The following is an 18,398-nucleotide window of genomic DNA, read 5'->3' as shown; positions in this document are numbered from 1 at the left end:
CGGGGCGGCGTCTTCCCGGATCCGCCGCCCCGGCCCGGGCCTCCGGCCGATGTCTTCGCAGGCCACGGCGACTGACAGCAGGCGACTGACAGCAAAGGTGATGCGACCATGCTCGACCACCTGATCAAGCGCGCCACCGTCATCGACGGCACCGGAGCCCCCTCCTATGTGGCCGACGTCGGCATCCGGGACGGGCGCATCGCCCTGATCGGACGGTCCCCGGCCCGGGTGAAGGCGGGCGGCAGGCTGGGGGAGCGGGCCCGCACCGAAGAGGACGCCACCGGGCTGGTCCTCGCCCCGGGCTTCGTCGACCCGCACACCCACTACGACGCCCAGCTCTTCTGGGACCCCTACGCCACGCCCTCCCTGAGCCACGGCGTCACCACCGTCGTCGGCGGCAACTGCGGCTTCAGCCTCGCGCCCCTGAACCCCGCGCGGCCCGCCGACGCCGGCTACACGCGGCGCATGATGAGCAAGGTCGAGGGCATGTCGCTGGCCGCCCTGGAGGAGGGGGCGCCCTGGGACTGGACGTCGTTCGGGGAGTACCTGGACGCGCTGGACGGGCGGATCGCCGTCAACGCCGGTTTCATGGCCGGGCACTGTGCCCTGCGCCGGTACGTGATGGGTCCCGACGCCGTGGGCGGGCAGCCCGACGCCGGGCAGCTGCGGCGCATGACCGCCCTGCTGCACGAGGCGATGGACGCGGGCGCCTGGGGCCTGTCCACCACGCAGTCGTCCACCCACTCCGACGGCGACGGCTGCCCCGTCGCCTCCCGGCACGCCCTGCCCGCCGAGCTGCTCGCGCTGTCGGCCGCGGTCGGCGAGCACGAGGGAACCCAGATCGAGGCGATCGTCTCCGGCTGCCTCGACCGGTTCGACGACGCCGAGATCGACCTGCTGACGGACATGACGGCCGCCGCCGGCCGCCCCCTCAACTGGAACGTCCTCACCATCGACGCCGCCGTCCCGGAGCGCGTGCCCCGCCAGCTCGGCGCGAGCGCGCGGGCCCGCGCCGCAGGCGGCCGGATCGTCGCGCTCACCATGCCGATCCTCACGCCCATGAACATGTCCCTGGGCACCTTCTGCGCGCTCAACCTCATCCCCGGCTGGGGCGAGATCCTGGCCCTGCCCGTGCCGCACCGCATAACGGCCCTGCGTGACACCGCCGTCCAGGCCGACATGCTGCGCCGCGCGCGCAGCCCCGAGGCGGGCGTCTTCCGCAGGCTGGCCGACTTCGGGCGGTACGTGATCGGCGATACGTACGCGAAGGAGAACGACGGCCTGACCGGGCGCGTCGTGGGCGACATCGCCGCCGAGCGCGGCCTCGACCCCTTCGCGTGCCTGGTGGAGATCTGCGCGGCCGACGAGCTGCGCACCGTCCTGTGGCCGATGCCCTCCGACAACGACCCCGCCAGCTGGGAGCTGCGCAGGGACACCTGGGAGCACCCGGACGTGCTGCTGGGCGGCTCGGACGCGGGCGCGCACCTGGACCGGATGTGCGGAGCGCCGTACACGACGCGCTTCCTCGGCGACTGCCTGCGCGGCCGGAAGCTGGTGCCGGTCGAGCGGGCCGTGCAGATGCTGACGGACGAGCCGGCGCGCCTGTTCGGCCTGCGCGGGCGCGGCCGGATCGCCGAGGGGTACGCGGCCGACCTGGTCCTCTTCGACCCCGGCCGCATCGACGCCGGACCGGCCGCGCTCGTCCACGACCTGCCGGGCGACGGGCCGCGGCTGGACTCGCGGGCGGTGGGGGTGGTGAGCGTACGGGTCAACGGGGTGGAGACGGTGCGGCACGACGTGGTGACGGGGGCGCTGCCGGGGACGGTGCTGCGGTCGGGGCGGGATACGGAGACGGTGGGGACGGCGATCGGGTGAGGAATGCTGATAGCGGATATTCGGCTGGACCTCTGTTCATGGGATCGCCCGATGTGGTCGCTCCGGGAGGCGTCGGCATGCCCTGAACGGGCGCTGGGCAGCCCTTTTCCGACCCGCCCCGGTCGTGTCGCGCGGGCGGCGATCCGGGATGGGGTGCAGGTGTTCAAGCGCTACGGATTTCCCGCTGTCGTTGCCGCACTGCTGGTTCTCGCGCCCGTGGGCGCGGCATCCGCAGCGGAGCCTTCGGCTGTCGGCGGCGGCTCGATCGAAACGCCGCTCGGAATCGAGAACCTCGTATTCGACAAGGGCATCCCGCTGAATGTGAAGGATGCCTTCGCCGCCGGGATCGGGAATCAGCTGGACCACGTCGTGCCCGGTGTCGGGCAGTACGTCGACGGCCCGGGGAGTCTCCTGTGAAGGCCGTGACGGGCAGGGCGGCCGGGGTGGCCGGGGTGGCCCGCAGGGCGCTGCGCGGCCTGGCGTGCGCCGGGGTATCGGCCGTGATGGCGGTGGGCGGGGCCACGCCGGCTTCGGCTGCGACGGCCACGGCGAACGTCTGGTACTCCCACGGGGGCGAGTACGAGCCGTTCCAGAACTACTACTAATGCGGCCTACCCTGACATGGGCCTCGAATACGGGGGCAGTGGCGAATCGTGGAAGTTGCTGGAAGCCCCGTGCGGCAACGGCGATTCCGGCACGTCGACGTCGCGGGCCACGCTGTACGGAGCGGGTTGGCTGAGCAGCGACCGGAAGGTGCATCTCAGGGCGGGCGCCTGGGGAGGCTGGCGGCCCTTCGGGACCTGGGGCTGGGACGACCGGGGCACGACGGTCACGGTGTGAGACGTGTGAGACGTTCCGGAGCGGTCACGGGAAATTTTTGAATCGGGGCAAAGGGGGCGGGGCTGCGGTTCTCGCAGTGGAGGGAATCGTGGCAGCCTCCTTGCTGTTACCGAACGTAACTCGCGTATGGCCTTCATTTGCCAGGTCAACTGGCCTGCAGGCGCCGGATGTTCAAGGTCCAGTTTCTGGATGTCTGGGCTCCGGTTGCGGAAACAGCACCCCCTACCGTCCTGCCCATGGTTCAGGTACACCCGCGGCCCGGGGCCGGAGACACGGTGACGAGCGTCGCCGAGGGCACCGGTGAGCGCACCGGCAAAGGCCAGGGCAAAGGCCTCGGCGGCAACTCCGTAGGCCTGCTCGGCAGCGCCGTCATCGGGATCTCCACCGTCGCCCCCGTCTACTGCCTGACCTCCACCCTCGGCCCGACCGTCGGCCAGGTCGGCGTGCAGATGCCCGCCGTCTTCCTGGCCGGGTTCCTGCCGATGCTGCTGGTCGCCTTCGCCTACCGCGAGCTGAACAAGGCCGTGCCCGACTGCGGCACGTCCTTCACCTGGACGGTGCAGGCGTTCGGGCCGCGCGTCGGCTGGATGTGCGGCTGGGGCCTGGTGATCGCCACGATCATCGTGCTGTCCAACCTGGCCGGCGTGGCCACGTCCTTCTTCTACCTCCTGCTGGGCGAGATCACCGGAAGCGATGCGGTGGCCGCCCTCGACGGGAACCGCCCCGTGCACGTGGCGACGTGCCTCGCCTTCATCGCCGTGGCCACCGCCATCAGCTACCGCGGCATGACCGCGACGAAGGGCGTGCAGTACGCCCTGGTCGCCCTGCAGCTCGCCGTCCTGGCCGTCTTCGCGGTCATGGCCCTGGCCAAGGCCCGCTCGGGCGACCTGCCCGCCTCCATCGGCTTCTCCTGGACCTGGCTGAACCCCTTCGCCGTCCAGTCCTTCGCGGCCTTCACCGCCGGGCTCTCCCTCTCGATCTTCATGTTCTGGGGCTGGGACGCGTGCCTGACCGTCAACGAGGAGACGGAGGGCAGCGCGAAGACCCCCGGCCGCGCCGCGCTCCTCGCCATGGCCGTCCTCGTCGGCTCGTACCTGGTCACCGCCGTCGCCGCCCAGATGTTCGCGGGCGTCGGCGAGGAGGGCACCGGCCTCGGCAACCCCGAGACCGCCGGCAACGTCTTCGCCGCCCTCGCCGACCCGGTCATGGGCACGGCGCTGGGCGTGCTGCTGTTCGTGGCGGTCCTGGCATCGGCCGCCGCCAGCCTCCAGACGACGTTCCTGCCCGTGGCCCGCACGGTCCTGGCCATGAGCGCCTACGAGGCCCTGCCGCCGTCCTTCGCCCGCATCCACCCGCGCTTCAAGTCGCCGGGGCGCGCGACGGTCGCGGCGGGCATCGCCACCGGCGTCTTCTACGCCGCCATGAGCTTCCTCAGCGAGAACGTCCTCATCGACACCATCTACGCGCTGGGTCTGATGATCTGCTTCTACTACTCGATCACGGCCTTCGCCTGCGCCTGGTACTTCCGCGGGGAACTGGGCCGCTCGGCGCGCGACGCGCTCTTCAAGGGCGTCTTCCCGGTCCTGGGCGGCGTGCTGCTGGCCGCCGTCTTCTGCAAGACGCTGTACGACATGTGGGACCCGTCGTACGGCAGCGGGAGCTCCGTCCTGGGCGTGGGCTCGGTCTTCGTGATCGGGGTGGGGCTGCTGCTGGCCGGCGCGGTCCTCATGGAGCTGATGCGCAGGCGCAGCCCGGCGTTCTTCCGCGGCGAGGTGCTGACGCGGTCGACGCCGGCGCTGGTGGTGGAGGAGTAACCGGGGGCGCAGCCTGGCCGGGGGCTCGGCCCCGGCCGCATCGTCGGGGCGCTCAGCCGGCGCGGCCGCACCTCGTCCCCCGCAGGTGGTCGACGGCCATGCGGTCCGTCGTGTCCGCGGTGCCGCCGAGGCGGTGGACGAGGATCCAGCGGCCGTCCGGGAAGGCGCCGGCGAAGACGGAGGAGTTCCGGGTGGCGCCGTTGTGCCAGACGAGTTCGCCCGCCCGCTGCCACGCCGGGGCCGGTTCGCCCAGCACACGCTCCACCACCAGGCCGGTGAGTATGCGGGCCGCCGCGCGCGGGGTCGCCCACATGCCGCCCGCAGGGAGAATCGCGCCGGTCATCGTCCACGGCCGCAGCCGCCGGCCGAAGAGGCCGGTCGGAACAAGGCTCCGCCCGGGCGGCGGCCGGTGCGTGACGTCGCTGCGTATGCCGAGCGGATCCAGCACGTGCGCGGCCAGCAGGTCGGCGTACGGGCCACCCGCCGCTGCCGACAACGCGGCGCCGAGCACGGCGTAACCAAGATTGGAGTACTCCTCCTTTTCCCCGGGAGGAGCGGCGACGAGGGGGCCGAGGCCGGCCGCGAGGAGTTCGCGCAGCGCCTGGTCGGTGAAGGGGCGGTACGGGTCCGAGCGGGTCGTGCCGGGCAGCGGAGGGGGCAGGCGGGGCAGCCCCGAGGTGTGCTCCTGCAGATGCCGCAACGTGATGCCCGTACCCGCGGGCGTCTTCAGCCACCGCTCCACGGGATCGTCCGGGGAGACGACGCCCTGGGCCGTGAGCTGCATCAGCAGCGTTCCGGTCAGCACCTTCGTCAGCGAGCCGATCTCGACGAAGGCACCGGGGTCGTGGCCGCGGTCGGTGTGGGGCGCGCAGAGGCCGTCGCTGCCCAGGACGCACGAAGGCGCAGAGAACTCCATGGCGACCTATCCTGGCGGAAGGGGCAGGTCCGAAGGGTGGAAACCTCTGCCCGGGAGGTGCCATGGGCAGCACCAGATGGTTCTTCGAGCCCGGCCACACCGGCGCCGAATTCCGCGCCAGGCACATGATGGTCACCTACGTGCGCGGGCAGTTGAAGAACGTACGCGGCTCGCTGGAGGTCGATCCCGACGACCCGGAGAACGCCCGCGTGGAAGCGGTGATCGACGCGACCGGGGTGTACACGGGCCAGGAACAGCGCGACGCCCACCTCCGCAGTGCGGACTTCTTCGACTGCGACAACCACCCGGAATGGACCTTCACCGGGACGGGCGTCCATCAGGCGAGCGCGACGGAATTCGAGGTCTCCGGGGACCTCACCATCCGCGGGGTGACGCGCCCTGTGACGTTCGACGTCACGTACCTGGGGCAGTGGGACACCCCCTGGTGGGAGGACGGCCGCGATGCCGGCCCCAGGCGCAGGGCCGGATTCACGGCCACCACCAGGATCAACCGCCAGGACTTCGGGGTGAGCTGGAACGACGTGGTCGACCGGGGTGGTGTGGTCGTCAGCGACATGGTCGACGTCACGGTTGACGTCGAGGCGGTGCAGGAGGGCGGCGGCGCCGCGGCGTAACGAGCGGCCTAGCTCCAGGTCGTCCCGGCCGGCTCCTCGATGGTGGTGTTGAGGCGGTTGAAGAAGTTGCTCGTGGCGACCATGAGGATGATCGCGGCGAGCTGCTCCTCGGTGAAGTGGTCGGCGGCCGCGTCCCAGATGTCGTCCGGCACCGCCTTGCCGGTGTGGTCGGCGAGCCGCGTGGAGACCTCGGCCAGGGCCAGCGCGGCGCGCTCGGCGTCGGTGAAGAACGGGGCCTCCTGCCAGGCCGCTACGGCGTGCAGCCGGTCCTCGCCGACCCCCGCCTTCTTCGCGCTCGCCACACCGCCGTACACGCAGGCGCTGCAGCCGTTGATCTGGCTGACCCGCAGGTGGACCAGCTCCAGGAGCTCCTGCGGCACGCCGCCCTTGTGAATGGCCTTGAAGAGATTCTGGATACCCGTCATGGTGTCGGGCAGGACCTTCGCAGGGTTCTTCATCCGAGCGGTCATGATCAAATCCTCTGTGTCATGGTGGCCGGGGCGTCCTCCCCGGCCGGTTGTCGTCCGTTCACTTCACTGACGGATGGAAACAGGGGGATGTGACAGGTGACCGAGAAAGAAATTCTGGCGCGGCGGTTCGAGGAGCACCGGACGCACCTGAGGGCGGTGGCCTACCGGATGCTCGGCTCGCTCTCCGAGGCCGACGACGCCGTGCAGGAGACGTGGCTCAAGCTGAGCCGGTCCGACGTCAGCGAGGTCGGCAACCTCGGCGGCTGGCTGACCACCGTGACGGGGCGGGTGTGCCTGGACATGCTGCGTTCGCGCGCCACGCGGCACGAGGAGCCGCTCCACGACCAGGACGGGCAGGTGGTCCGCCTCCCCGACCCGGTCATCAGCGGGGCGGACCGCATCGATCCGGAACAGGAGATCCTCCTGGCCGACTCGGTCGGCATCGCCCTCATGGTCGTCCTGCAGACCCTCGCCCCCGCGGAACGGCTCGCCTTCGTCCTGCACGACATGTTCCACGTGCCCTTCGACGACATCGCCGAGGTCATCGACCGCACTCCGGCCGCCACCCGGCAACTCGCCAGCCGCGCCCGCCGCCGCGTGCAGGGCCAGGCCCCGGCGCCCGACACCGACCTGGCCGCCCGCCGCCGGGTCGTCGACGCCTTCCTGGCCGCCGCGCGCGGCGGTGACTTCGACGCCCTCGTCGCCGTCCTCGACCCGGACATCGTGGCCCGCTCGGACGGCGGCACACTGCGCCCGGGCGGGCTGCTCCGGGGCGCGACCGAGGTCGCCTCCCAGGCGCTCATGTTCGCCCGCTTCGCCGAGGCGGCGCTTCCGGCGTTGATCAACGGCACGCCGGGATTCGTGGCCGTCGCGGACGGCCGGCCGATGTCGGTCATGGCCTTCACCATCCAGGGCGGCAGGGTCACTGCGTTGGACATCCTCACGGACCCGGAGCGGCTGGCGCGGATCGATGTGAGTGTGCTGATGAGGTGAGTCGGGCGGGGGCGGCCGGTGGCCGCCCCCTTCTTTGCGTTGGTCGCAGGGCTGAACGACCTCGTTTGCATGGTGGTAATCAACTTGCTGTCCGTCCCGGCGGGCGGGCAGGGTCTGGATCATGCTTGAACTGCGCACTGTGGAATCAGACGACTGGCCCCTTTGGCGGGAGTTGCGACTGGCCGCGCTCGCTGAGGCGCCCTACGCGTTCGGATCGACGCTGGCTCAGTGGCAGGGCTCCGGCGACCGAGAGGAACGCTGGCGCGCCCGTCTGTCGATTCCTGGCGCGCACGATCTCGTCGCGTTCCTCGACGGCCTTCCGGTGGGCATAGCCAGCGGAGTGCCGGGCGAGGGAGCCGAGAAGGTGGAGTTGATCTCGATGTGGGTCAGCCCCACGGCTCGGGGCAGGGGCGTGAGCGACTGCCTGATCCAGGCGGTCGAGCGGTGGGCGGTGGAGCGCGGTGCCACGACGCTGCGGTTGTCCGTCATGCCGGACAACCGCAAGGCGACCGCGCTCTATGAGCGGCACGGTTTCACGGACACGGGTGAGCCCGGCGAGCTTCTGTCCGATGGCGTTGGCAGGGAGCGGGTCATGGCGAAGAGCCTGGCCGCTGTCTGATCCGCCGCCCCCTGCCACCGGCCGGTTGATTTCCGCGCCCGAAAGGCCGCCACCCACCACCATCCGCAGCCGGACGCGCAACCACGATGGTGGCGAGCCGAGCGAAGCGCCCACGACGGGCTCAGTCACATCGCGGCAGCAGCCCGCTCCCCGCCAGCCCGGGCAAGATCGCCCGAACCCTGCGCGCGTACGCGCCCGCCGGGGCGGCGGTGACTCGCCCTATGCCGGCCAATTCCCGGACCGGACCTCGCGGACGAAGGAGGACCACGCCGCGGTCGGGGTAACGAAGACGGGGCCGTTGTGTTGTTTGGAGTCACGCACGGCGACGTTGTCAGTCAGCGCCGCGACCGAGACGCAACTGACGCCGTGGTTGTCGCCACTGTAGGAGGACTTGAACCAGGCCGATTCATCGGCTGCTTCGAGAGCAGTTATGCGGGTATCAGTCGACATCGAGCTCTCCTGCCAGTTTGTGGAGGAATTCGGGAGTCTTCACCGGTGCCAGGGCGCCTTCACGCATGGCGTCGAACCGCCGTGTGTAGGCCCCGACTTCACGTGCCTTGTCGGACAAAGTCGTGCCCAGTGCGCTGTCCAGCATGACCACGGAGTCGATTTTGGCGTCGAAGTTCAAGAGAACGAAATCCGCCCCAGACCGGTACGTCGCAAGGTTCTGGGGGAGGATCTGCACCGTCACGTGGTCGAGCGCAGCCACACGCTCGATCTCCTTGTACTGTTCACGCATGATCTCCGGGCCGCCGATGACGCGGCGCAGCGCCGCTTCGTCAAGGATGACGCGCAGCTCAGGCGGATCTTCCCGGAGCAGGATCTCCTTGCGCTTCATGCGGAGGGCTACGTTCTCCTCAACGAACTCGGTTGTCCTCTCGTCAACGGGCTTCGACGTCATGAAGATGGACCGGGCGTAGCTCTCGGTCTGCAGGTGCGCGAAGACGACCTGTGAATGCCATGCTCGGATCGTGGCCGCATCGGATTCTAGACCCGCGTACAGCTGTGCTCCTGACGGCAGGAAGTTCTGGTACGGCCTGTACCAATCGTGGCTGAGTGACTCGCGGTGCAACATCAGCAGGTGATCGCGGTCGTCGGGGTCGGTGACGCCATAGAAATCGAGCAGGTCTTCCAGGTCGCGAACACGAGGCAGCTGGTTGTGGCCTGTTTCGACCCTGTTGAGCTTCGCCTCCGAGCTCTCGATGGCCGCGGCGGCTTCCTTGGTGCCGTACCCCTTCCTTTCTCGCAGGCGCCGAAGCTCCTTGCCCAGCTCTCTCCGACGAAACGTCGGACCGCGTCGTGCTGCCACTCGTGAGCTCCCTGAAGATATTTTTCTCGGCGCGCTCTTGTTCTCCGCGGGCGCGGATGTGCTGCCTTGCGGCGATGCTCAGCTACCCCTCGCAGCAGCCCTGTTGGGAGTTTCCCACTGCCTGTACCCCGTCGGGCAAGCTCTGTCCGCGGTCTGTCATATGCCAATTTGTTGTACGGGGTTGATTGAGGTTGCGACCGAAGGAGCCGCCGCGGGACCGTGGTTCAGCAGCCCGCACCGATTCGCGCGGACCGCTCTCACGTCGCCCCCGAAGGAGCCGTCATGCCCCTATGCCCGTACACCGGCCACACCGGTGGAGGCCTCACCTTCGTCGTGCCGCCATCCGCAGCGGCCGGGCGCACGCTCGACGGAATCGACGCGGTGATCCGCGACGCCATCGCCATGGACCGCTGGCTCCCCGCCCCCAGCCGCGTGAGTGCCATCACCGACCGCCTCCGCGTCTACATCGCCGAGGCGGCTTCCGCGCTGGAAGCGGGCGCGGGCGCGGGCGAGGAGACCCTCGCCACCGTGCGCGAGGCCCGGCACCGGCTGGGGCTCGGGCCCGGGGACGGGTACGCCTCGGCGATCACCTTCGCGAGGGGCCTGGGCCTGGCGGCTAAGGATCTCCTCAGCCTCCAGCGGGGGCTGAAATGAGGGCGGCCTGGAGATCCCTGCGCACGTGGTGGCGGCCCGCGCGGGTCTTACCGTCGGGCCCGCGCCGGGCGGGCGCCCGGATGTGGCCGGTGCCTGTTCCTCACACCAGTGGCCCGGCCGCGCTCACAGCCCTGCCTGGCTGTACTTGCCGGGAGAGCCCGCCCCTATGACACCGGCGTGCTGGTCGAGCAGGCCGAATCCCGGCTGCCCGCAGGGCAGTTGTTGCCAGTCGTCGTGGAGGTGACCTTGTCGGTCAGGCGGCCGTTGCCTGCCCGGGGGTCGGTGACCCTCGCCGAGTAGCTGATCGTGGCCTTGGCGCCGGAGGGCAGGTCGCCCTGCCAGGTGAGGGCGTGGGACGAGTGCCGGGTCGAACCGCTGTCGGACGTGGCCGAGTTGAGCCGGGCGTCGTCCAGCACGTCCGACAGGTCGTCGGAGAACTCGGCGCCGTTGATCGCGGTGGTGCCGGTGTTGGTCACCGTCACCGTGTAGTTGACCGTGTCGCCGGGACGCGCCGTCGTCCGGTCTGCGGTCTTGGCGATTCTGATGGAGGTCGCCATGGTGTCGAACGGCGCCGCCGGCATCATGGCGGCGCCGGTGATCACTCCCACGCCCACCAGGAAGGCGACGAGGGTCAGAACTCTGGGCAGACGATCAGGCATGGCTGTCCCCTCTCCCTGCACGCATTCAGTGGGGAGATGGCTTGCACCGGGACATGAGCACTACCCATAAACCGCCCCAAGGGGTGAACGCGCGCTCAGGCCGGCCATGGTTGCACGGCGGTGTTCGAGGAACTCGCCGCTCGCCCGCTCACGGAAGGGCTCGCATGTGACGCGATCCCTGGGTAGCTTAGGGATCGATACAAAGAGGCCCCCGCCTCGGGCCGGACACCCGGGCGAGGGCCAACCGTAAGGGACGGATCCGACCGTCAGTCCTCAGCTGGTGTGAGGATTGCCGGTCGCCGTCCGGTGGTCACCTTTTGGTGCACCACCTCCACAGCTCGCGAACCACGGCTGCGATCCGCTCGTGCAGAGGCTTCTTACGGTGACGCCCCACTGGCGCCCCCCTTCATCGGGCTGCGGCCAGAATCCGGTGACCGCGCCGGAGGGAGCCCGGACCGGGACACCCTGGAGCGACATCCCGATGTCGGGACCTCTTGAAGGGGGGCGCTCTCGAAGCGCTGAGCGTGACTCTATCGCCATGAATGGGGCCAACTCGGCGGATACCACGAAAGGTTGATCGGCCCTTTTCTGTGCGCCTCGTGTTCGATCCGGAGTCTGGTCGGCTATCCCAGGAACACCGGATTCGTCAGCGCCACCATCGCCCCCGGCATCCCCGAGCCCGCTGCCGGAGCGCGCCGCACCTCCGCCCGTACGTACGCCGCGTACGAGGGCGTCGTCCGCCACTCGATCGTTCCCTTGCCCGAGGCGGGCAGCGAGGCGGGCAGCGGTGTCTCGTACAGGCGGCCCTGGTCCGTTACGAAGGACGCCGTGCAGCCCTCCGGTACCCCCGAGACCTCCAGGCGGACCGTCACCGGAGTGTCCCGGCCGACCGGGAGGCGTTCGCCGATGCCGGCGTGGCGGCCGCGGCCGCCCGTCGCTGTGAAGGACAGCTTCACCGCCGACGACTCCGCGATCCAGCTCCTCCCCGCCCGGATCCCCGCCAGCAGCGCCTCGCGCGTCAGGTCGTCCGCCCGGACCACCGTCTGCGGCAGGCCCACCACCTGCGGCTCGCGGTGGGCGTCGCTGTTGCCCATGGCCGGTAGCCAGCGGCCGCCGTCCCGTACCGACGCGACCAGCATCGCGTCCCACGCCGCCACCGCCATCTCGTCGTCCGGCGTGTACGGGCCGTTCCACACCTCCACCGCGTCCGCGTCCTCGAAGCCGAACTTCCAGTTGCAGCCGACGCAGGTCGCGTAGGGGTGCGCGGGCACGACCAGTCCGCCTGCCCGGTGGATCGCCCGGGCGAAGCGGCCGAAGGCGCCGTCGCGGGCGCGGTAGCGCCAGTCGATGAAGACGCCGGGGTCGGTGCCGAGGGCGACCACGTGGCCGTTGCGCGTGGTGACCTCTTCTCCTGTGAGGATCAGGAGGTCGTCGCCCCACAGGCCCTCCCACGCGCCGTGCGCCGACGTCGTGTTGTGCTCGGTCGTCGTGAACCAGTCCAGGCCGGCCGCCCGCGCCGCGGCCGCGATCTCGGCGGGGGTGCGCTTGCCGTCGGAGTGCACGCTGTGCAGGTGGTTGTCGCCGCGGTACCAGGCGCGGCCGCGGCCCCGGGCGCGCTGCGGCGGGTACACCGGACGGGGGGTCGTGCCCCCGGCCCCGTACCGCAGCGTCACCGTCACCTCGTACGCCAGGCCCTGCGGCGCGACCGTGTACGGGCCGAGGACGACGTGCCAGGTGCCGGGCCGCACGGGGCCCGCCAGATAGCCGGGCGTGGCCCGATCGGCGCTGATCGCGAACTCGGTCCGGGCGCCCCCCGACCACCCGCGGAAGCCCGCGCCGCCCAGCCCCGTACCGCGCTCGTCGAAGATGCCGATGTCGCACGCGTTGCCCTGGGTGCCGGCGGGTACGGACGGTCTGTCGTACGCGTACGAGACGGCGATCTCGTGCACGCCGGCCGGCACTTCCACGGGCAGGTAGACGTAGTCGGGCGCTCCGGCCGGGAGCCGCCCCGAGACCTTGCGGGTCACGGCCTCGCCGTCCCTGCCGTCCCCGCCGTTCTCGCCGCCCTGGCCGCCCTGGCCGCCCTGGCCGCCCTGGCCGCCCTGTCCGTCCCTCGCGAACGTCACGGTATCGAGGGTAAGCACGCCCGCCGCGCCCGCGACAGCCGTGAGCACGTCGCGTCGTCGGTGCATTCGCTTCATGGTGTCCTCCCGCGGAAGAGGGGTCCTTCGGGGGTACTGGGGGCACTGTTGTACGCCCCGATGGCGTGCAGGGGTACAGGAAGCCCCGCGATTGCGACATTCGTATTGCGACATTCGCATGGCGGTACCGCCCCGCCGAGGGCCCCCGGAGCCCGTTTGGGCTTACGGTGAGCCCCATTCCACGTAGGACGCGCACGCAGCACGCGCACGAGGACGCAAGGAGGTGCCGGCCCGTGCGGATCTCGACCACGGTCTTCCTCACTGACGAGACGATCAGCCCGGTCCGGCTCGCGAGTGAGCTGGAGCAGCGGGGCTTCGACGGGCTGTACGTCCCGCAGCACACGCACATCCCGGTCAGCCGGGAGACGCCGGCGCCCATGGGCGACCCGCTGCCGCGCGAGTACGGCCGGTCCCTGGACCCGCTCGTGGTGCTCGCTCAGGCCGCCGCGGTCACCGAGCGGATCGAGCTCGGCACGGGCGTCCTGCTGATCGCCCAGCAGGACCCGATCGCGCTCGCCAAGCAGATCGCGACGCTCGACGTCCTCAGCGGCGGCCGCCTGACGCTGGGCATCGGCTTCGGCTGGAACGTGGAGGAGGCCGTCGACCACGGCGTCGAGTGGAAGACCCGGCGCGATCTGGTGCGTGACCGGATGGCCATGATGCGGGCGCTGTGGGCCGAGGAACCGACCGGCTACCGCGGCGAGTTCGGCGCCGTCAGCGCCAGCTTCGCGCACCCCAAGCCGCTGCGGACGCCGCGGCAGCGCGGCGCGGACGTGCCGCCGCTGATCGGGCCGCGCACCCTGATCGGGGGAGCCGCCGGGCCGAAGCTGTTCGCGCACATCGCGGAGTACGCGGACGGCTGGATGCCCGTCGGCGGCAGCGGCCTCAAGGAGACCGTTCCGCAGCTGCAGCGGGCCTGGCAGGAGGCCGGGCGGCCGGGTGAGCCACAGGTCGTCCCGTACGCGGTGCACCCGTCGGCCGGGAAGCTCGCACACTTCGCCGACCTGGGGCTCGGCGAGGTCGTGGTGGGGCTGCCGTCGGCGGGGGAGGCGGAGATCCTGCGGGCGCTGGACGCCCACGCCGAGTTTCTGTAGCCGCGGCACGCCGTAGCCGCGGCACGCCGCAGGCGGCGGAGACGCGTACCAGGCATGGAGACCCGTACCAGGCATACGGAGGCCTCCTCCGGCTGGCGTGACGAGCCGCACACGAGTCACTGCCCGGCCTCCACCGGACGGACCGTCACCCGCTCGTATGCTCGGACAATGACTTCCACCCCGCCGCCCCCGCAGGGATCCGCACCGACCGCCAACGCCATGCGGCGCGCCCTCAAACGAGCCCGGGACGGTGTGGCCCTGGACGTCGCCGAGGCCGCCGTGCTCCTCCAGGCCCGCGGCGCGGACCTCGACGACCTGTGCGCGTCCGCGGCCCGGGTGCGGGACGCGGGGCTGGAGGCCGCCGGGCGCCCCGGCGTCATCACGTACTCGAAGAGCGTCTTCATCCCCCTCACCCGCCTCTGCCGGGACAAGTGCCACTACTGCACCTTCGCCACCGTCCCCGGCAAGCTGCGCCGCGCGGGCCACGGCATGTTCATGTCCCCCGACGAGGTCCTGGCCATCGCCCGCCGCGGCGCCGAACTCGGCTGCAAGGAAGCCCTCATCACCCTCGGCGACCGCCCCGAGGACCGCTGGCCCGAGGCCCGCGAGTGGCTGGAGGCGGCGGGCTACGACGACACCATCGCCTACGTCCGCGCCATCTCCATCCGCATCCTGGAGGAGACCGGCCTCCTGCCCCACCTCAACCCGGGCGCGATGAGCTGGACGGACTTCCAGCGGCTGAAGCCGGTCTCCGCCTCGATGGGCATGATGCTGGAGACCACGGCCGAGCGGCTGTGGAGCGAGCCGGGCGGCCCGCACTACGGCTCCCCGGACAAGGAGCCCGCCGTCCGGCTGCGCGTCCTGGAGGACGCCGGGCGCAGCTCCGTGCCGTTCACCAGCGGCCTGCTGATCGGGATCGGCGAGAACTACGAGGAGCGCGCCGAGTCGCTGTTCGCGCTGCGCCGCATCTCCCGTGCGTACCACGGCATCCAGGAACTGATCATGCAGAACTTCCGCGCCAAGCCGGACACGGCGATGCGCGGCATGCCCGACGCCGAGCTGGACGACCTGGTCGCCACCGTCGCCGTCGCCCGGCACATCATGGGCCCGTCCGGCTGTCTCCAGGCGCCGCCCAACCTCGTGGCGGGCGAGTACGAGCGGCTCATCGGCGCCGGCATCGACGACTGGGGCGGCGTCTCCCCGGTCACCCCGGACCACGTCAACCCCGAGCGCCCCTGGCCGCAGATCGACGAGCTGGCCGAGCGGTCCGCCGCCGCCGGCTTCCGGCTGCGGGAACGCCTCGCCGTCTACCCCGAGTTCGTGCAGCGCGGCGAGCCCTGGCTGGACCCGCGCGTACTGCCGCACGTACGCGCCCTGGCCGACCCGGAGACCGGGTTGGCGAACGAGCACGCCGAGGTCAAGGGCCTGCCCTGGCAGGAGCCCGAGGACGTCTTCGTCCCCTCCGGCCGTACGGAGCTGCACCGCGCGATCGACACCGAGGGCCGCACCGCCGACCGGCGCGACGACTTCGACGAGGTCTACGGGGACTGGGAGGCGCTGCGCGAGGCCGCGGCGCCCGGCATGGCGCCCGAGCGGATCGACGCGGACGTGCGCGAGGCGCTGCGGCAGGCCGCCGACGACCCCACCCGGCTCACCGACCCCCAGGCCCTCGCCCTGCTGCACGCCGACGGGCCCGCGCTCGACGCCGTGTGCCGCATCGCCGACGACCTGCGCCGGGACGTCGTCGGCGACGACGTCACCTACATCGTCACGCGGAACATCAACTTCACCAACGTCTGCTACACCGGCTGCCGCTTCTGCGCCTTCGCCCAGCGGCGCACCGACGCCGACGCGTACACCCTCTCCCTGGACCAGGTCGCCGACCGCGCCGCCCAGGCGTGGGACGTCGGCGCGGTCGAGGTCTGCATGCAGGGCGGCATCCACCCCGACCTGCCGGGCACCGCCTACTTCGACATCGCGCGGGCGGTGAAGGAGCGCGTGCCGGGCATGCACGTGCACGCCTTCTCGCCGATGGAGATCGTCAACGGTGCGACGCGTACGGGCATGTCCGTACGGGAGTGGCTGGCCGCGGCGAAGGAGGCCGGGCTGGACACCATTCCGGGGACGGCGGCGGAGATCCTGGACGACGAGGTCCGCTGGGTCCTCACCAAGGGCAAGCTGCCCGCCGCGACGTGGATCGAGGTCGTACGCACGGCGCACGAGCTCGGGATCCGCTCCTCCTCCACGATGATGTACGGGCACGTGGACCAGCCGCGGCACTGGCTCGGGCACTTCCGCCGCCTCGTCGAGATCCAGCAGGAGACGGGCGGGTTCACCGAGTTCGTGACGCTTCCCTTCATCCACACGAACGCGCCCGTGTACCTGGCGGGCATCTCGCGCCCCGGCCCGACCATGCGGGACAACCGGGCGGTCACGGCCATGGCCCGGCTGCTGCTCCACCCGCACATCACCAACATCCAGACGAGCTGGGTCAAACTCGGCGCGGAGGGGGCGGCGGAGATGCTCCGGTCCGGGGCGAACGATCTGGGCGGGACGCTGATGGAGGAGACCATCTCCCGGATGGCGGGATCCTCGTACGGCTCGTACCGGTCGGTCCGCGATCTCATCGCGATCGCGGAGGCGGCGGGGCGGCCGGCCCGGGCGCGGACGACGCTGTACGGGGAGGTGCCGGCGGAGCGGGTGGCTGCCGCGATGGCTTCGGACGGGCACCTGCCGGAGTTGCTGCCGGTGCTGGGCGACTAGCCGTCGCTTTTCGTCGGCCCGGGGTGCGGTGCGGTTGTCGCGGATTCCGCCGGACCCGCACCGTCGTGGCCGCTCGCCGTCGCGGCGGGGGATTGGCCCCGGTCCCACCCTTTCTCCCCCAGCTACCGCTGGGAGGTGCCCCCAGTTTCCCGGGGCTGCGCCCCCGGACCCCCGGGTGGGGTGGGTGGGGCTGCGCCCCGGGCCGTGGTTCCGGGCTTGTTGGCCACCAGCGCGTCACAGATGTTGCCGTCTTGTCGAGATGCCTCGACAAGACGGCAACCGACGGCCGTCTAGGGTGGCCCGCATGTCTTGGCCTCAGAATCCCCAGCAGCCCCACCAGCCGCCGCAGCCGCATCCGTCGCAGCCTCCGCAGGGCACACCGCAGGGCGCACCGCAGGGCGCACCGCAGGGCGGGGCGTGGGGTGGGCCGGAGGCCACTGCCGTCGATCAGCCTGCCGTCGCCCCGCCGCCCGGCGGGGTCCACGCGGCGCCCACCGCCTTCGCGCAGCCCGCGGTCCAGCCGCCCCCCGCCCCGCCGCAGGGCGGCGGCGCGCACGCGCAGCCGACCGTCTTCGCCCAGCCCGCCGTCCAGCCGCAGCACCCGCAGGGGCACCCGCAGCCGGTCGGCGGCGCCTCCGTGCCGCCCCCGCCCCCGCCGCCGGGCGGCTGGACGGCCCCCGCCCCGGCTCCGGCCCCCGCGCCCGCCCCGCCGAACGGCGGTGGCGGTGGCGGCGGTGGCCGGAACAACAAGACCCTGCTCGCCGTCGTCGGCGGCGTCGTGGCGCTCGCCGTCATCGGCGGCGGCGCGTTCTTCTTCCTCAAGGGCGGCGACGACAAGAAGGACGCCAAGGCAGGCGGCACGCCGCAGGCCTCCGGCGCCCCGGCCGCGGGCAATCAGCAGCAGCCCGCCCCGGGCGGTGCCGACAACCCGGCCCCGTCGGACGGCCCGCAGGCCGCGCCCGCCGGGTGGCAGACGCAGACCAGCAAGAAGTACAAGCTCCAGTACGACGTGCCCGGCACGGGGGAGAAGTGGAAGATCTTCCCCCAGGACACGATGATCGCGTACGCGGACGCCTCCGGTAAGCCGCAGATCACGATGCGCGACACCGCCAACTTCAGCGAGGGCGGCTGCTCCTCGTCCGCCAACCCCAACGCCGTCGGCGAGGCGGGCAAGGGCCAGCTCGCCACCGTCGGCACGGCGAGCGGCGATTCCTCCCTGAGCATCCAGGAGAACGCCCGCAACTGGGCGGGCAACTGGGGCGTCTACGCGTACGGCGGTCTCGGCAACAAGCCCAAGATCGAGGTCAGCGAAGCCAAGCCCTGGAAGCAGAACGGCATCGACGGCTGGACCGCCACCGCCAAGGTCAAGGTCCTCAACCGCCCCAGCCCGTGCGTGCCGCCCACGGCCATCGTCAAGAGCATCGTCACCAAGCTCCCCGACGGCAGCTTCAGCAGCTGGATCATGTACGCCGACCAGGGCGTCTCCGGCGCGCTGCCGGAGTCCCGGATCGACGAGATCATGAAGACCGTCCGCCCGCTCAAGGGCTGAGGACAGG

17 protein-coding genes are annotated in these 18,398 nt (G+C 71.4%); 11 read left to right on the top strand and 6 right to left on the bottom strand.

Going from position 1 to position 18,398, the window contains the following annotated elements; genetic code table 11:
* The first annotated feature begins 108 nt into the window (after positions 1 to 108).
* From IE241_RS12120 to IE241_RS12105, 4 genes are all read left to right on the top strand, one after another.
* On the top strand, positions 109 to 1,875 hold the full coding sequence (locus IE241_RS12120; RefSeq protein ID WP_190021725.1) for an N-acyl-D-amino-acid deacylase family protein: 1,767 nt from the start codon (positions 109 to 111) through the stop codon (positions 1,873 to 1,875).
* 159 nt (positions 1,876 to 2,034) lie between these two features.
* Positions 2,035 to 2,292 carry a hypothetical protein gene (locus tag IE241_RS12115; protein WP_190021724.1) on the top strand — a complete coding sequence of 86 codons (258 nt, stop codon included), beginning with the start codon at positions 2,035 to 2,037 and terminating at the stop codon, positions 2,290 to 2,292.
* On the top strand, positions 2,289 to 2,480 hold the full coding sequence (locus IE241_RS12110; RefSeq protein WP_190021723.1) for a hypothetical protein: 192 nt from the start codon (positions 2,289 to 2,291) through the stop codon (positions 2,478 to 2,480). The genes IE241_RS12115 and IE241_RS12110 overlap by 4 nt, the downstream gene beginning before the upstream one ends.
* 471 nt (positions 2,481 to 2,951) lie before the next feature.
* Positions 2,952 to 4,529 carry an APC family permease gene (locus tag IE241_RS12105; RefSeq protein WP_190021722.1) on the top strand — a complete coding sequence of 526 codons (1,578 nt, stop codon included), beginning with the start codon at positions 2,952 to 2,954 and terminating at the stop codon, positions 4,527 to 4,529.
* 52 nt (positions 4,530 to 4,581) lie between these two features.
* Here the strand turns inward: IE241_RS12105 and IE241_RS12100 are convergent, their stop codons facing one another.
* Positions 4,582 to 5,445 (bottom strand): serine hydrolase domain-containing protein, encoded by an 864-nt coding sequence (locus tag IE241_RS12100; RefSeq protein WP_190021721.1) that lies wholly within the window; start codon positions 5,443 to 5,445, stop codon positions 4,582 to 4,584.
* A gap of 62 nt (positions 5,446 to 5,507) precedes the next feature.
* On the opposite strand from IE241_RS12100, the gene IE241_RS12095 reads away from it, so the two are divergent.
* Positions 5,508 to 6,080 carry a YceI family protein gene (locus tag IE241_RS12095; RefSeq protein ID WP_190021720.1) on the top strand — a complete coding sequence of 191 codons (573 nt, stop codon included), beginning with the start codon at positions 5,508 to 5,510 and terminating at the stop codon, positions 6,078 to 6,080.
* An 8-nt stretch (positions 6,081 to 6,088) separates the two neighbouring features.
* On the opposite strand, the gene IE241_RS12090 is transcribed toward IE241_RS12095, so the two are convergent.
* Positions 6,089 to 6,550: a carboxymuconolactone decarboxylase family protein gene (locus tag IE241_RS12090; RefSeq protein ID WP_190021719.1), complete on the bottom strand. Its 462-nt coding sequence runs from the start codon at positions 6,548 to 6,550 to the stop codon at positions 6,089 to 6,091.
* A gap of 96 nt (positions 6,551 to 6,646) precedes the next feature.
* Between IE241_RS12090 and IE241_RS12085 the strand changes: the two genes are divergently transcribed.
* Positions 6,647 to 7,543: a sigma-70 family RNA polymerase sigma factor gene (locus tag IE241_RS12085; RefSeq protein ID WP_190021718.1), complete on the top strand. Its 897-nt coding sequence runs from the start codon at positions 6,647 to 6,649 to the stop codon at positions 7,541 to 7,543.
* 121 nt (positions 7,544 to 7,664) lie between these two features.
* The gene (locus IE241_RS12080) at positions 7,665 to 8,162 is read left to right on the top strand and encodes a GNAT family N-acetyltransferase (RefSeq protein ID WP_190021717.1); all 498 of its coding nucleotides are present in this window, start codon (positions 7,665 to 7,667) and stop codon (positions 8,160 to 8,162) included.
* Positions 8,163 to 8,381: 219 nt separating this feature from the next.
* On the opposite strand, the gene IE241_RS12075 is transcribed toward IE241_RS12080, so the two are convergent.
* Together IE241_RS12075 and IE241_RS12070 are read right to left on the bottom strand one after the other, a co-directional pair.
* Positions 8,382 to 8,612, bottom strand: coding sequence for a DUF397 domain-containing protein (locus tag IE241_RS12075; protein ID WP_190021716.1), 231 nt, complete (start codon positions 8,610 to 8,612; stop codon positions 8,382 to 8,384).
* Positions 8,602 to 9,471, bottom strand: a complete 870-nt coding sequence (locus IE241_RS12070) for a helix-turn-helix domain-containing protein (protein ID WP_190021715.1) — start codon at positions 9,469 to 9,471, stop codon at positions 8,602 to 8,604. The genes IE241_RS12075 and IE241_RS12070 overlap by 11 nt, the downstream gene beginning before the upstream one ends.
* A 282-nt stretch (positions 9,472 to 9,753) precedes the next feature.
* Between IE241_RS12070 and IE241_RS12065 the strand changes: the two genes are divergently transcribed.
* Entirely contained in the window at positions 9,754 to 10,125 is a 372-nt protein-coding gene (locus IE241_RS12065; RefSeq protein WP_190021714.1) for a DUF6415 family natural product biosynthesis protein, read from the top strand.
* Positions 10,126 to 10,289: 164 nt separating this feature from the next.
* Here IE241_RS12065 and IE241_RS12060 read toward each other — a convergent pair whose 3' ends face one another.
* Together IE241_RS12060 and IE241_RS12055 are read right to left on the bottom strand one after the other, a co-directional pair.
* A complete protein-coding gene (locus IE241_RS12060; RefSeq protein ID WP_190021713.1) occupies positions 10,290 to 10,784 on the bottom strand; it encodes a DUF7927 domain-containing protein in 495 nt (164 codons plus the stop codon).
* A 623-nt stretch (positions 10,785 to 11,407) separates the two neighbouring features.
* Positions 11,408 to 12,985 (bottom strand): CehA/McbA family metallohydrolase, encoded by a 1,578-nt coding sequence (locus IE241_RS12055; RefSeq protein ID WP_373300650.1) that lies wholly within the window; start codon positions 12,983 to 12,985, stop codon positions 11,408 to 11,410.
* Positions 12,986 to 13,218: 233 nt separating this feature from the next.
* Between IE241_RS12055 and IE241_RS12050 the strand changes: the two genes are divergently transcribed.
* From IE241_RS12050 to IE241_RS34165, 3 genes are all read left to right on the top strand, one after another.
* Entirely contained in the window at positions 13,219 to 14,079 is an 861-nt protein-coding gene (locus IE241_RS12050; RefSeq protein WP_190021711.1) for a TIGR03619 family F420-dependent LLM class oxidoreductase, read from the top strand.
* 168 nt (positions 14,080 to 14,247) lie between these two features.
* Complete coding sequence (locus tag IE241_RS12045; RefSeq protein WP_190021710.1) at positions 14,248 to 16,842, top strand: bifunctional FO biosynthesis protein CofGH; 2,595 nt, start codon at positions 14,248 to 14,250, stop codon at positions 16,840 to 16,842.
* A 304-nt stretch (positions 16,843 to 17,146) separates the two neighbouring features.
* Entirely contained in the window at positions 17,147 to 18,391 is a 1,245-nt protein-coding gene (locus IE241_RS34165; RefSeq protein WP_229899153.1) for a DUF8017 domain-containing protein, read from the top strand.
* Positions 18,392 to 18,398 lie beyond the last annotated feature (7 nt).

Origin of the sequence: Streptomyces hiroshimensis, assembly GCF_014650335.1 — a bacterium.
GTDB classification, from domain to species: Bacteria; Actinomycetota; Actinomycetes; order Streptomycetales; family Streptomycetaceae; genus Streptomyces; species Streptomyces hiroshimensis.
Note: the sequence above shows the minus strand (reverse complement) of the source record. Positions and strands in the feature narration are given on the sequence as shown.

Excerpts from the sequence above, each read along its gene's own strand:
- IE241_RS12120 (WP_190021725.1), top strand. The coding sequence starts at position 109 with ATGCTCGACCACCTGATCAAGCGCGCCACCGTCATCGACGGCACCGGA.
- IE241_RS12105 (WP_190021722.1), top strand. The coding sequence starts at position 2,952 with ATGGTTCAGGTACACCCGCGGCCCGGGGCCGGAGACACGGTGACGAGC.
- IE241_RS12100 (WP_190021721.1), bottom strand. The coding sequence starts at position 5,445 with ATGGAGTTCTCTGCGCCTTCGTGCGTCCTGGGCAGCGACGGCCTCTGC.
- IE241_RS12095 (WP_190021720.1), top strand. The coding sequence starts at position 5,508 with ATGGGCAGCACCAGATGGTTCTTCGAGCCCGGCCACACCGGCGCCGAA.
- IE241_RS12090 (WP_190021719.1), bottom strand. The coding sequence starts at position 6,550 with ATGACCGCTCGGATGAAGAACCCTGCGAAGGTCCTGCCCGACACCATG.
- IE241_RS12080 (WP_190021717.1), top strand. The coding sequence starts at position 7,665 with ATGCTTGAACTGCGCACTGTGGAATCAGACGACTGGCCCCTTTGGCGG.
- IE241_RS12075 (WP_190021716.1), bottom strand. The coding sequence starts at position 8,612 with ATGTCGACTGATACCCGCATAACTGCTCTCGAAGCAGCCGATGAATCG.
- IE241_RS12065 (WP_190021714.1), top strand. The coding sequence starts at position 9,754 with ATGCCCCTATGCCCGTACACCGGCCACACCGGTGGAGGCCTCACCTTC.
- IE241_RS12060 (WP_190021713.1), bottom strand. The coding sequence starts at position 10,784 with ATGCCTGATCGTCTGCCCAGAGTTCTGACCCTCGTCGCCTTCCTGGTG.
- IE241_RS12055 (WP_373300650.1), bottom strand. The coding sequence starts at position 12,985 with ATGAAGCGAATGCACCGACGACGCGACGTGCTCACGGCTGTCGCGGGC.
- IE241_RS12045 (WP_190021710.1), top strand. The coding sequence starts at position 14,248 with ATGACTTCCACCCCGCCGCCCCCGCAGGGATCCGCACCGACCGCCAAC.
- IE241_RS34165 (WP_229899153.1), top strand. The coding sequence starts at position 17,147 with ATGTCTTGGCCTCAGAATCCCCAGCAGCCCCACCAGCCGCCGCAGCCG.